The sequence below is a fragment of the Micromonospora sp. MH99 genome, from assembly GCF_021442385.1.
Taxonomy (GTDB): Bacteria; Actinomycetota; Actinomycetes; order Mycobacteriales; family Micromonosporaceae; genus Micromonospora.
The window spans coordinates 110350-123321 of sequence record NZ_MUZA01000010.1 but is presented as its reverse complement, the minus strand read 5'-3'; the positions used below and the strand labels follow the sequence as shown (position 1 = coordinate 123321).

Below are 12972 nucleotides of genomic sequence, written 5' to 3'. Positions count from 1 at the left end.
GTGTACGCCGTGTGGCGGCGTTTCGCCCGCCGGTTAGACCGATGTGGCCCGACCGGGCACGGGATCGGGCGTCGGGGTGGTCGGTGCGGTGGCCGGGTTGCGCAGGGCGGGAGCCCAGGTGAGCAGGGCCAGCGGGTACAGCAGGTACCCGAATCGGGTGGACGGCATCAGAGCGATCGCGGCGAGGAGTCCGTACCCGCAGATCAGCGCGGTGGCGGCGGCCGTGTCCGGCGGGCGGCGCGCGAGTCGGACGGCGATCGCCACGCCGGCCGCGATCAGCAGGGCGGCGGCGATCAGCCGGCCACCGGGGAGCGTGGCGGCGATCAGCTGACCGGGGAACGGAGACTGCGCCGGGCTGGTGACCAGGCCGTGCCCGAGCGGGAAGCGCAGCACGTTCTCGGTCAGCGCCTCGCGGTCGACCAGCAGGGCGGGGAGCAGGGCGGCGACGGGCAACCCGATTGCGCCGGCCGCGACGCGGGCGCCGGCTCGCCTGGTCAGACCCCAGACGATCAGGACCAGGGCGATCGGCCAGGCGAACAGCTTCAGCGCGCCCGCCAGTCCGACCGCGAGGCCGGCACGGCCGGGCCGACCGGCGGCGGCGAGGGCGAGGGCGAGCAGGCAGAGCGCGAGTACGGGCATGTCGTCGCCGCCGGTGGCGAGGGTGAGCGCGCAGATCGGCAGGACGGTGGCGGCCTGCACGCCCCGCAGCAGCGCGGCGTCGGATGGGTGCGCCCCGACGAGAGGACCGCCGGCGGTGTCGCGTGCGGCGCGCAGGGCGGCCACGGCCAGGGCGAGCGCCAGCGCCGTGCCCACCGCGAACCACACTCGGGCGTCGGTCCACCAGGTGTCGGCGAGTGCCCGGGGCAGGCCGAACAGCGCCATGCCCGGTTGATACGGCGTGTATCCGAGCAGTTGTTCACCGGCCGGCAGGGCGGCGATCGCGTCTCGGCCGAGGTACGGCGTGCCGTGCTCCAGCAGGCGGATGCCGGCCTGCTCGACGACCAGCACCTCCTCCTGCGCGCGGTCGGCGCGTCCGGTGGCCCGCTCGACGCTCTGCCAGAGCGCGGGTAGCAGCGCGGTGCTCGCCCACACGAGACCGGTCACCGCCCAGCGGATCGGCAGGCCGGCCAGTCGGGTCGCCGGGTCGCGTCGACGCAGGAGGAGTTGAACGATCACCGCGAGCGTCGCGACCAGGTAGCCGACGGCGGCGACCGCACCCCAGGCGCGGTGTGGCAGCAGGGTCGACGTGAGCGCGGTGATCGCCGCGAAGACGGCCGACACGGCGTAGAGGCCCAGGTCGAGGGCGAGCCCGCCGGCGGCGGTGTCGAACGTCCGCCAGCGGTTGCGGCTGGCGGTCGGGGCGTCGGCGATCACGAGCGCCAGTCTGGCAGACCGCGCTGCTCACCCGGTTGTCCGCGGGGTTCCGGCCGGCGCCGGTCACACCGGCGGCGGCATGTCGTGCTCGTGCCCCGCTCAGGCGGGCAGGTGCGGAAGGCGGTCGGGGCGGGAACGCCCGCCCTGGCGGCGGGTCTGGCTCAGCCGGATCACCGCGCCGGTGTCGTGCAGCGGTGGTGCCAGAGTGCCGGGTTGGCCGCCCGACCCGCGCTGCAACGCGGCGAGCAGGGTGCCGGCGGGCATCGGCCGGGCGAACAGGTGGCCCTGGCCGGCCACGCAGCCCAACTCCCAGAGGGCGCGTCGCTGCGGCTCGCTCTCCACGCCCTCGGCCACCACCGCCAGGTCGAGGCTGCGGCCCAGGTCGAGGGTGGAGCGGATGACTGCCGCGGCCTCGGCCGAGCTCTCCATGGTCGTCACGAAGCTGCGGTCGATCTTCAGCTCGTGCACCGGGATCCGGGAGAGCAGGGAGAGTGAGGAGTAGCCGGTGCCGAAGTCGTCAAGCGCCAACCGCACGCCCTCGTCGCGTAGCCGGCTGAGCACCCGGTCGACCACGTCGAGCTGGCTGAGTGTCAACGTCTCGGTCAGTTCCAGCACCAGCCGGTCCGGCGGAAGGTCGTGGGCACGCAGTCGGGCCAGCACCGAGCCGGGGAAGCGTGCGTCGAGCAGGCTGCGCGGCGACACGTTGACCGCGACCGGTACGTCGAAGCCGGCGTCGCGCCAGTTGGCCGCGGCGATCAGTGCCTGGTCGAGGATCGCCTCGGCGAAGGCCGGCAGCATTCCCGAACGCTCCACCGCCTCCAGGAAACGCAGCGGATCGATCAGCCCGTGGGTGGGGTGGTGCCAGCGGGCCAGGGCCTCCGCGCTGGTCACCTCGCCGGTGCCGAGGTCCACGATCGGCTGGAAGTTGACGATGAACTCGTGGTCGGCGACGGCCCGGGGCAGGTCGCCGCCGAGGGTGAGGCGGTTCAGGTCTGCGGTGTCCCGGGTCGGGGCGTACGTGGAGATCCGCTGGCCGGCCCGTTTCGCCTGGTACATCGCGACGTCCGCGCGGCGCAGCAGCTCGGCCATGCCGCCACTGGCCGGGGCGACGGAGATCCCGCCGCTGGCCTCGACGCTGATGCGCATGCCGTCCAGCTCGAACGGCTCGTGCAGGGCGGCGAGCAGCGTCTCGGCCCGGTGCGCGGCCACCGCGGGGGCCGGTAGCCCACGCAGGAGTACGGCGAACTCGTCCCCGCCGAGGCGGGCCACCAGATCGCTGGAGGCGGCGGCGCGTCGCAGCCGGTCGGCGACCTGGACCAGCACCTGGTCGCCGGCGGCGTGGCCGAGGGTGTCGTTGACCTCCTTGAAGTGGTTGAGGTCGATCAATACCAGTGCGGTCACCCCGTCCGCGTGGCGGGCACTCAGATGCTCGGTGCCCTGGTCGAGCAGGTGTCGTCGGTTCGCGAGGTCGGTGAGCGCGTCGTGGGTGGCGGCGTACGCGTGCTCGTCGGCGACACGGGCCAGCTCGGCGTACGCCTGGGCGTTGCGGACCGCCGTGCACAGCGCCGAGGCGAAGGTGCGCAGCGTGTACTGCTCCCGCTCGGACAGCTGCACCGGCCCACGGAAGCGCAGGCGCAGGATGCCGACGTCGACGGAGCGGTCGTGGCCCTCCAGCGGGGTGGGCACGACTGTGCCGTCCACGTCGGTGGGCGTGCCGGTCGGCCCGTCGAAGGTGATGCCGCCGGTGCCGCCGCGAACGGTGCGACCGCCGTCGCGCAGCTCGATCTCGACCTCGTCGGCGGAGAACAACTCGGCGGCCTGGGTGACGGCGGTGGTGAGCACGTCGTCCAGGTCGACCACGTTGAGCGCGTCGGTGGTGCGGGCGAGCCGCTGCCACGCCTGCTGCTCGGTGCGGCCTCGGATGCGCGCGGAGTAGGCCAGGTGCAGGCTCAGGACCAGGGGCGGGACGGCCAGGAGCAGCCGCGGATCCTCCCGGAGGATGAGCAGGGTGAAGGCGGCCACCACGAACCGGACGGCGAAACCGGCCAGCCGGAGGTCGAAGTGGTTACGGAACTGCCGGAAGACACGGGTGCCCGATGCCAGGGCGATGACCGGAATGGCCAACAGGTCGTCGAGGACCGCGGCGGTGAGGTAGACCGCCGCGAGGAGGAGGAAGAGGTCCCAGAAGCCGTCGGGTGGCCAGCGGTCGCCGAGGAGAACGACCATCAGCGTGGTGCCGCCGGCCACGAGGGTGTGCTTTGCGATGCCGAACGCCGTCTTGATGGCGGTCAGCCGGGTGAGGATCGAGGCGCAGGCGATACCCACGCCGGTGGACAGGATCACCCAGGGCTGCGGTGCCAGCGCGAGCCCGAGAACGATCGCGGTCTCCACCCAGGCGAACGAGAAGGTCGTCGACCTGATCCGAAGGTCCGCCCGGACCACTGCTCCGGAGGCGATCATCAGGATGAGGGCCGCGATTGTCGAGATGTCCCGTGCGCTGTCTGGTGGGTTGCGGCTCGTCGCGATCGCCGCGATCGCGGCGACGACACTTGCCAGCGCCACCAACACTGCGACGAGCGTCAGCAGCCGGAGATTGAGGTCCCTGCGACGACGTGTCGTCCGGCTCACTCAACCTCACCCGTAACCCACAGTTGGTATCCGCTGACGGGCAGCGTACCTCGCTGCTGGCGAGGTGATAAGAAGTCAGGTCCACTCGGTGCTACGCATTTGACACCCCTTCAGCTATGAGGATCTGATTTGGGCTGAAGGTGGATCAGGTCCACTCGGTGCTCTTACGCATCTTTCGACCCCCTTTGCCACTACGCGGGGCCTTCGCGGGCGCCCCTCTTTCGTAGGGCCGAGACTAGGAGCATCGACGCGCAGAAGGGAACAATTAATGTCGGTATGCGCAACATTAGCCAAGCTGGCGTGGATATGTCACTTTCTGTCCACGCTCCTGAGCGGAGCGCTCAAACCCGCCGTGGCTGGTCGAGACGGCATGGACATTGCCTCGCGAGTTGCAGGCTGCATTCAGTGTGGCGAGGTTCGACTGCTGCCTCATCCGCACTTCGGGCTACTGGCGAAGGCGAACCGGGTCGTTTGTGGGCAGGTGCCGCACGCATCATTTCAGCTGATGCCGAGGTTCGCGATGTAGGCGGACGTCGGATTCGGCCCCGTAAGCTAGCTTCGTTGCGTGATCGACCGGATACGCCGTCGCGGTTGACGTTGGGGGGCACGTGGACATTCGAGTTCTCGGCGGCCTCTCGGTGCAACTGCCCGCGCGCACTTTGCACCTGGGGACGCCAAAGCAGCGGGCGGTCTTCGCCATGCTTCTACTTCGGCCGGGTCAACTGGTGCCGGTGGACGATCTCGTCGACGAGTTGTGGATTGATTGCCCACCGCGATCAGCGGTAGCGAATGTGCTGAGCTATGCCGCCAATCTGCGTCGGACCTTCGAGTCTTTCCCGTCCGGCCAAGGCGTCATCGTGCGACAGCGGAACGGCTATCGGCTCGACGTGCCGCCTGAGCTGATCGACCTCTTCCGCTTCGAGTCGGACCGGAGCGCCGGTCGGGAGGCGCTGACGGCCGGCTGTCTGGATCAGGCCCGGGATCTGTTGGGTCGCGCGGTGGCCCGGTGGCGTGGCCCGATGCTCGCCGGCATCCCGCTGGGGCCCGTTCTGACCGCCCGAGCGGTGGCCGCCGAAGAGGAACGCGTGCTGGCCACGGAACTCCTCGCCGACGCCCAACTGCGCTCGGGCCTGGACCACCTGGCGATTCCGCTGTTACGGGAGGTGGTCGCTCGTCACCCGCTCCGTGAGTCGGCGTACGTCCTTCTCATGCGGGGCCTGCACGAGCGCGGGGACAACGCGGAGGCGCTCGTCGCGTACGACGAGATCCGGACCCGGTTGCTCACGGAGTTGGGGGTGCGGCCCGGGGTCAACATCGAAGAGATGCGGGGCAGGATCGCCACCGCGAGTTCGAGCCCCGTGCCGGTCGCCCCGCGATCCGGAATCCGGCCGGGACACTCCGCGTGGGCTGCGGCCGGTGTGGCGGATGGCGGGACGACCGCTGAGCCGGTCCGGGTCCAACCGGTGGACCATCTCCCCCGGGCGGTCGCCGACTTCGTCGGGCGGGAAGACGTGCTGGCGCGGCTGCTGGCGGAAACGCGGCGTGTCGAGGATCGCGTCCCGGCCGTGCACGTCATCGACGGGATGGCCGGCAGCGGCAAGACAACACTTGCCGTGCACCTGGCCCGCCGGCTGAGCGACCGGTACCCGGATGCCCGTCTGTACGTCGACCTGCGGGGGCATGGCGAGAAGGACCTGATTGGACCGGCGTCGGCTCTTGTCGTCCTCCTTCGCCAGCTTGGGGTGCCGCCCGAGCGGGTGCCGGTCGACCTCGACGACAGGACGGAACTCTGGCGACGTGAGCTGGCCCGCCGAAGGTCGGTGATCATTCTGGACAACGCCGCCAGCAGCGACCAGATCCTGCCCCTTCTGCCGATCGAGCCCACCGCCGTCGTGCTGGTGACGTCTCGACGCCGACTCACCCACCCGGACCTCGGCGCGTCGCAGTCCCTACCGGTCATGTCGTCCGAGGAGGGCGTCGACCTGTTGGCCTTGAGTGTGGGGCGGGAACGGGTCGACGCCGAGCCGGAAGCAGCGGTCGAGGTGGTCCGACGGTGCGGGCATCTTCCTCTGGCGATTCGGCTGGCCGGCGCCCGGCTGGCGCACCGACGTGGTTGGCGGTTGGCGGATCTCGCGGCACAGATGGCCGGCGCGGCGTCGGTTCTCATCCATCTGGCCGGGGAGAACAGCACAGTCACCGGCGCGTTCGCCGCCTCCTACGAACCTCTCCCCGAGTCGACCAAGCGGGTCTTCCGCTTTCTGGGTCTGTACCCCGGTAGCCGGTTCAGCCCAACGGCGGTCGCGGCACTGACCGGGCTGACGGTGGCGGAAGCCCGCGCGGCTCTCGACGACCTCACCGACAGGCACCTGGTGGAGGATCTGAACTCGCGGCAGTACGGATTGCACGACCTCATGCGCCAGTACTCCGTCGAGCTTTGCCGGTACGTCGATTCGGCGCAGGACCGCCGGTCGGCCCTGGCCCAACTGCTCGACTTCACCCTGGCAGCGGCACTGCGGATTGCTGAGACCATCGAGCCCGTCGTCATCGGAAGCCAGGTCAGTCATCTCCCGTTCGGTCGGCCCGAACTGCTGGAGGCTCTCGGCGAGCCGAGCGCCGAGTGGTTGGAGGCCGAGCGGGCGGACCTGGTGACGATGGTGGCGTCGGCGCATGAGTCGGGCTTTTACGAGCACGCCTGGCGGCTGGCCCGCGCCCTGTGGCGGTTCTGCTACATCCGCGGATACTTCGAGGACATCATCACGACCCACCAGCAGGGGCTGGCAGCGGCAGAGGCGACGGGCAACGCCGAGTCGACGGCGCTGATGCACAACTATCTGGCCTCCGCTCACGTCCGGACCGGCGACAACCGGGAAGCCCTGAAACACCTGACCCGCGCGGTCGAGCTTTCCAAGGAATCCCGGGACGTGCTGAACACGGCTCGCTACCAGGCCAATCTCGCCCCGGTCCACTACTGGAGCGGAAATCTGACCGAGGCCGTGGCGCTCGGCATGGAACGTCTGCGTGATTACAAGGGCTACGGCAACGTAGGAGTGCCGATGGCGTTACCGAATGTCGGCATAGCCCTCACGTCACTGGGTCGTTACGAAGAGGCGTTATGGATACACCGGCGTCACCTGGCCTGGGCCCGAACCAACTCGAGCGAGTTCCACGTCCTCAACGCTCTCAGCCATATCGGAGCGGTACGCACCCGGATGGGAGACCTCCATCAGGCGATCAGGATCCTCAGGGCCTCGCTGGCGCTTCGCGACCGCACCGGCCACCGATACGGCGAGGCAGAGGTACGCCTCGATCTCGGCATCGCCTACCGCGGTCTTGGTCGTTTGGCGGAGGCCCAGCAGGAGCATGAGATGGGGCGGGCCCTCGCGGTCGGTTCGGGCGAGCGGCACATCGAGGCCGCGGCGTTGAACGAGCTGGGCCGGACGCTGCGGGCACGCGGGCTTGACCGCGAGGCGGCCGAGATGCACCGTGAGGCCCTGCGGCTGGCGACGCGGATCGCCCACCCGCACGAGCAGGGGCGTGCGTTGGCGGGCCTGGCGGAGCATTTCAGTGCCGTCGACCCGGCCGAGGCTCGGCGGCACTGGGAGCGGGCGTTGGCGATCTTCCGCCGGATGGGCGTACCGGAGCGCCTCGATGTCGAGCGCCGCCTCGCCGAACTGGGTTCAGCCCTCGCCGACGTGGGGCGTTGACCTGGGCGAACGTCGCTTATCGATTTCTTATCGCCGGGCCCGGTAGCTTTTCGAGCGTATCGACGAACGGGGGAGGTTCTGCCCGTGGGCAGAACCGGGTCGTCGACACGCGCCCGCCGTCAGGTCCCCCCAGCGACCTCGGCGGCGGGTCCAGCGAGGCAGGGGCGCGGTCCGGTTGAGCGCTGTCGCACCCGGCGGGTGCCGGGCCGCCGCCCCTTCCGAGCGCCGATGCGTCGTACCGCACCGATAGGCTCACGGCCGTGACCGAACCCGCGCAGCTCAGCCACGTCGACCGTGCCGGCGCGGCCCGCATGGTCGATGTCTCCGCCAAGCCGGTGACCGGCCGGGTGGCCGTCGCGGCGGGCCGTCTGCGCACCACGCCCGAGGTTGTCGACCTGCTGCACCGCGACGGGTTGCCCAAGGGTGACGCGCTGGCGGTCGGTCGGCTCGCCGGCATCATGGGGGCCAAGCGCACTCCGGATCTGATCCCGCTCTGCCACCCGATCGCCCTGCACGGTGTCACAGTCGACCTGCGGTTGACCGCGGACACGGTGGAGATCACCGCCACCGCCCGCACGGCGGACCGGACGGGCGTCGAGATGGAGGCGCTCACCGCTGTCGCGGTCGCCGGCCTGGCCCTGATCGACATGGTCAAGGCAGTTGATCCGGCGGCGTCGGTCGAGGCGGTCCGGGTGCTGCGCAAGGAGGGCGGCAAGACCGGCGAGTGGATCCGGCCGGAGGACCGGCCGTGATCCGGGCCCGGGTGATCGTCGCGTCCAACCGGGCCGCGGCCGGTGTCTACGCCGACACCAGCGGCCCGCTGCTTGTCGCCGGCCTGCGCGAGTTGGGCTGTCAGGTCGACGAGCCGGTGGTGGTGCCCGACGGCGAACCGGTCGGCGCCGCCCTGCGGGCCGCCCGCAACGACGGCGTCGACGTGGTGCTGACCAGCGGCGGCACCGGGATCACCCCGTCCGACCGGACGCCGGACGTGACCCGCGCTCTGCTGGACTACGAGATCCCCGGCATCGCCGAGGCGATCCGGTCGCACAGTCGCGAGCGAGTGCCCACCTCGGTCCTGTCCCGGGGCCTGGCCGGGGTGGCCGGCCGGATGCTGGTGGTCAACCTGCCCGGTTCGACCGGCGGCGCCCGGGACGGGTTGGCAGTGCTCGGGCCGATCCTCGGCCACGCCGTCGACCAACTTCGCGGCGGCGACCACTGATCGGTCCGCCGGCGCCCACCGCCCGTCCGCGCCCAGGCCCGACGGACGTCGGTCCGCCCCGATAGGCTCGGTCGGTGAGCACGAAAGCCGCACCAACCGCGGACCGGGTCGTCGCGCCGCCACCGGCAGGGTGGGAGGAGGCGCGGTCCCGGGTGTACGCGGTGGGTCTGGCCGCCGCGCTGCCCGCCGTCGCCCGGCCGCTGGTCGACACCGACGGGCTGACCCTGGCCGAGCCGTTGACCACCCGCACCGACCTGCCCGCGTTCCCCACCTCCAGCGTGGACGGCTGGGCGGTGCGCGGCGGCGGGCCGTGGCGCGTCGTCGGGCGTGTGCTGGCCGGCAACACCCCCGCGCCACTCACCGAGGACGGCACGACAGTCGAGATCGCGACCGGGGCCATGGTCCCCGAGGGCGCCTCCGCCGTGCTGCGCATCGAGGAGTCCACCGTCACGGACGGCCTGGTCAGCGGCACGCCCCGGCCGACGCCGGAGTGGCGGCAGCCGGGTGAGGAGGCGTACGCCGATGAGGAGCTTCTGCCGGTCGGCACGCCTGTCGACCCGGCGGTGATCGGCCTGGCCGCCTCCTGCGGGCACGACACGCTGCGGGTCCGGCGGGCGCCGCGTGCCGCGCTGCTGGTCTTCGGTGACGAGTTGCTCACGGCCGGCCCGCCCGGTGCGGGCCGGGTGCGCGACGCGCTGGGCCCGGCGGTGCCGGCGTGGCTACGTCGCTACGGCTGTCACGTCCGCCCCTCGGACGTGGTGGGCCCGGTGGCTGACACGCTGCCCGCGCACGTGGCGGCGGTGCGCGCGGCGCTGACCAACGCCGACCTGGTCTGCACCACAGGTGGCACGATGCACGGCCCGGTCGACCACCTGCATCCGACCCTGGAGGCGCTGGGCGCCGACTACGTGGTCAACACGGTGGCGGTCCGGCCCGGTTTCCCGATGCTGCTGGCCCGGCTGGCCGATCACGACGGGCGGGTCCGGTTCGTCGCCGGCCTGCCGGGCAACCCGCAGTCCGCAATCGTCGCGCTGGTGTCCCTGGTCGCGCCGCTGCTCGCCGGGCTCCAGGGTCGTTCGATGCCGGTATTGCCCCACGCCACACTGGCCGAGGCGGTGCCCGGGCGCGGCGACCACACCCATCTGGCGCTGGTCCGTCTGGATTGGGCGGCCGGCACCGCGCATCCGGTGCGGCACGTCGGGTCAGCGATGCTGCGCGGTCTCGCGGGCGCCGACGGGTTCGCCGTCATCCGACCGGGCACCAACGGTGCGCAGGGTGATCGGGTGCCGATCGTGCCGTTGCCACTGCTGCCCGGGGAGCGGGCGTCATGACCGCGCCGGCGATCACCGTCGTCGAGGTCACCGACCAGCCCCTCGACCTCGCCGCGCACGAGGCGGCGGTCGCCGAGCGCCGGGCCGGCGCGGTCGTCTCCTTCCAGGGCGTCGTCCGCGACCACGACCATGGGCGTCCGGTGGTGAGCCTGGAGTACGAGGGGCACCCGAGCGCCGCGCAGGTGCTGCGCGAGGTGGCCGCCGAGATCGCCGCCGATCCCGACGTCTACGCGGTGGCCGTCTCGCACCGCGTGGGGCCGCTGGCCATCGGTGACGTGGCGCTGGTCGCCGCGGTGAGCACCGCGCACCGCGGCGCGGCCTTCGCGGCCTGCGCCCGGCTCGTCGACGAGGCCAAGGCCCGGTTGCCGATCTGGAAACGGCAGGTCTTCGTCGACGGCACCGAGGAATGGGTCAACTGTCCCTGACCGCTCAGCGGCGGCCGTTGACCGCCACGGCACGGGCGAGCCGTTCGCCGTAGAACGCCGGCTCGGCGCCGGGCCGCCAGGGCAGCGCCGCGACCAGCACGATCAGCGCGAGGGCCAGCGAGTTCTCCATCAGCGCCCCGAACAGACCGTCCTGGTAGTGCGACACCTCCGGCAGTTGGTGCTCGTACGGCCAGATGGGGGAGATCAGGAACAGCAGGTAGAGGCCGAGGGCGGCGACACCGTGCCGGAACCCGGTAAGCGTCGGATACCAGATCGGCGGGCGAAGACCGTTGAGCCCGCTCAGGCCACCGAACGCCGCGCCCTGACCGGTGCGCTGCCCCAGACCCCTGCTCGCCTCCCGTCGACGGACGGCGGCGTCGGCCAGCACGATGATCGCCGGGATCACCCAGACGAGGTGGTGCGTCCAGGAGATCGGGCTGATCACGTTGGCGGTCAGGCCGACCAGCGTGAACGCGGTCAGCTCGTCACCGTCGGCGCGTGAGCTGGCGGCCCGGGACAGACCCACCGCCAGGATCAGCACCGAGAAGGCGAGCCAGAGCAGCCCGGGGGTCTCGATCGAGTCGTACAGCCGGGCCAACAGGCCGGCGAGCGACTGGTTCGGCGTCATGTCGGCGGCGCCGACACGCTCGGTCTGCCAGAGCACGCTGCCGAAGTACGTCCGCGACTCGTCGCCGACGATCGCGAAGGTCCCGATCGTCACGCCGATAGTGGTGCCGATCGCGGTGGCCGCCACCCGCCACTGGCGGGTGATCAGCAGGTAGGCGATGAACAGCGCGGGAGTGAGCTTCACCGCCGTGGCCAGGCCGATACCGGCGCCCGCCCAGGCGCCACCGTAGAGGAAGCGCAGCAGCGGGCCGTCGGTCGCGGCGTAGTGGGTGCCTCGGCGCGAGCGCCACCGCAGCCCGATCAGATCCGCCATGATCAGTGCGAACAGCAGGAGGTTGACCTGGCCGTAGCCGAGCGTCTCCCGGCTGGGCTCGATGGCGAGCGCCAGCGGCACCGCCAGCGCCACGGTGAACCACAGTGGCCAGGCCAGCCGGTCCACGATGGGGCGTAGCAGGCCGGCCAGCACCAGCGTCAGCGCCGCGATGCTGGCGAGGGCGTTGACCATCCCCGCCGCGTCGATCGGCAGCTGCGCCATGGGCAGCATGACGAGCCCGGCGAACGGTGGGTAGGTGAAGCCGAGCGTGGTGCCGGGCGCGATGAACTCGTAGAGCTCATGACCGCTCGCCCACCACACCACCGCACCGTGGTAGATCTTCATGTCGAAGAAGTTGTACGGTCGCCCAAACTCACCGATGGCGAGCCATGCGGCATAGGCGACGGCGGCCACGATGGCGCCCCGTACGACGTTCCTGCGATCGATCCCCCGCGTCATGCGTTGAACTGGGGCGAGGCGGTCCGCCCGTCTACCGACAGTCGTCGGCATGGCGTGGCCACCCCCGTACCAAGGTCGTCCTACCCGTCCAGGTCCTGCACGGAGCCTAGAACGGCGCCTCACGTCAGTGCCTCCCGCGTTATGCGACCGTGTCCGATCCCACACATGTTTTTGACATTTCCACCGCGTTAACGCCTACCGGGTGGTTCAGGTAATTCGTGGCCTTAGCGGGGGTGGGGGTGACACCGACGCAGATCGAGGCAGGTCAGCCGGGGAGTCGACGCGCGGTGGCCGCTGACCGGACGGCGATCCGGGCCTCGCGGCGGGCGGTGCGGACGGCGCGCTGCATGGAACGTCGAGAGTGGCCGATGCGGTGACCCGTACGCCAGCGGATTCCCGGCTTGCCACCGGTGTCGGCGGCGGCGAGCAGGAGGCCGCCGAAGAGCCCGAGATTCTTCAGGGTGTGTATCTCGTTGTTGTTCTTGGCGATCGGGTCGTCGTTGTTCCAGAACGGGTGCCCGGCGAGGGTCACCGGCACCAGCGTCCCGGCGAGGACCAGCGCGGCGGGCCGGCTGAACCGCCCGGTGGCCAGCATCAGCCCGGCACCGACCTGCACCGCCGCGTTGAGGCGGATCAACGTCTCGGTCTCGGTGGGGAAGTTCGGGTGCGCCTTCTGCAGGAGCGGCGCGACCCGGTCGGTGACCGGCTTGGCGGTCTCCGCGAGCCGGTGGGGGTTGCGGAAGTTGCGGTACCCGCTGACCACGAAGATGCCGCTCAGCATGGCGCGGGCGAGGGAGCGTACGGGCGTCATGGATCAGTCATACCCCGTCGGGGCGTTTGCTACCCCGGCAACCGCCGGATCCGGATCGGTCGGTGTGCACGTACGCCACGC

Annotated in this window: 9 protein-coding genes; 5 read left to right on the top strand and 4 right to left on the bottom strand. The window is 71.3% G+C overall.

Going from position 1 to position 12972, the window contains the following annotated elements; genetic code table 11:
* Positions 1-33: 33 nt before the first annotated feature.
* Both B0E54_RS08305 and B0E54_RS08300 read right to left on the bottom strand, forming a co-directional pair.
* Entirely contained in the window at positions 34-1371 is a 1338-nt protein-coding gene (locus B0E54_RS08305; RefSeq protein WP_234582700.1) for a glycosyltransferase 87 family protein, read from the bottom strand.
* A 102-nt stretch (positions 1372-1473) separates the two neighbouring features.
* A complete protein-coding gene (locus tag B0E54_RS08300) occupies positions 1474-4002 on the bottom strand; it encodes a bifunctional diguanylate cyclase/phosphodiesterase (RefSeq protein WP_234582681.1) in 2529 nt (842 codons plus the stop codon).
* A 731-nt stretch (positions 4003-4733) separates the two neighbouring features.
* Here B0E54_RS08300 and B0E54_RS08295 point away from each other — a divergent pair.
* The 5 genes from B0E54_RS08295 (at position 4734) to B0E54_RS08275 (ending at position 10681) form a co-directional block, all read left to right on the top strand.
* A complete protein-coding gene (locus B0E54_RS08295; RefSeq protein WP_234582680.1) occupies positions 4734-7706 on the top strand; it encodes a BTAD domain-containing putative transcriptional regulator in 2973 nt (990 codons plus the stop codon).
* 260 nt (positions 7707-7966) lie between these two features.
* Entirely contained in the window at positions 7967-8458 is a 492-nt protein-coding gene (gene moaC, locus B0E54_RS08290; RefSeq protein ID WP_234582679.1) for a cyclic pyranopterin monophosphate synthase MoaC, read from the top strand.
* Positions 8455-8925: a molybdenum cofactor biosynthesis protein B gene (locus tag B0E54_RS08285; protein WP_234582678.1), complete on the top strand. Its 471-nt coding sequence runs from the start codon at positions 8455-8457 to the stop codon at positions 8923-8925. Before moaC ends, B0E54_RS08285 begins: the two co-directional genes overlap by 4 nt.
* 74 nt (positions 8926-8999) lie before the next feature.
* Positions 9000-10256, top strand: a complete 1257-nt coding sequence (locus B0E54_RS08280) for a molybdopterin molybdotransferase MoeA (RefSeq protein WP_234582677.1) — start codon at positions 9000-9002, stop codon at positions 10254-10256.
* On the top strand, positions 10253-10681 hold the full coding sequence (locus B0E54_RS08275; protein WP_234582676.1) for a molybdenum cofactor biosynthesis protein MoaE: 429 nt from the start codon (positions 10253-10255) through the stop codon (positions 10679-10681). Before B0E54_RS08280 ends, B0E54_RS08275 begins: the two co-directional genes overlap by 4 nt.
* A gap of 4 nt (positions 10682-10685) precedes the next feature.
* On the opposite strand, the gene B0E54_RS08270 is transcribed toward B0E54_RS08275, so the two are convergent.
* Both B0E54_RS08270 and B0E54_RS08265 read right to left on the bottom strand, forming a co-directional pair.
* Positions 10686-12131: a glycosyltransferase 87 family protein gene (locus B0E54_RS08270; RefSeq protein ID WP_234582675.1), complete on the bottom strand. Its 1446-nt coding sequence runs from the start codon at positions 12129-12131 to the stop codon at positions 10686-10688.
* A 214-nt stretch (positions 12132-12345) separates the two neighbouring features.
* Positions 12346-12891 carry a DoxX family protein gene (locus B0E54_RS08265; protein WP_234582674.1) on the bottom strand — a complete coding sequence of 182 codons (546 nt, stop codon included), beginning with the start codon at positions 12889-12891 and terminating at the stop codon, positions 12346-12348.
* Positions 12892-12972: the final 81 nt, after the last annotated feature.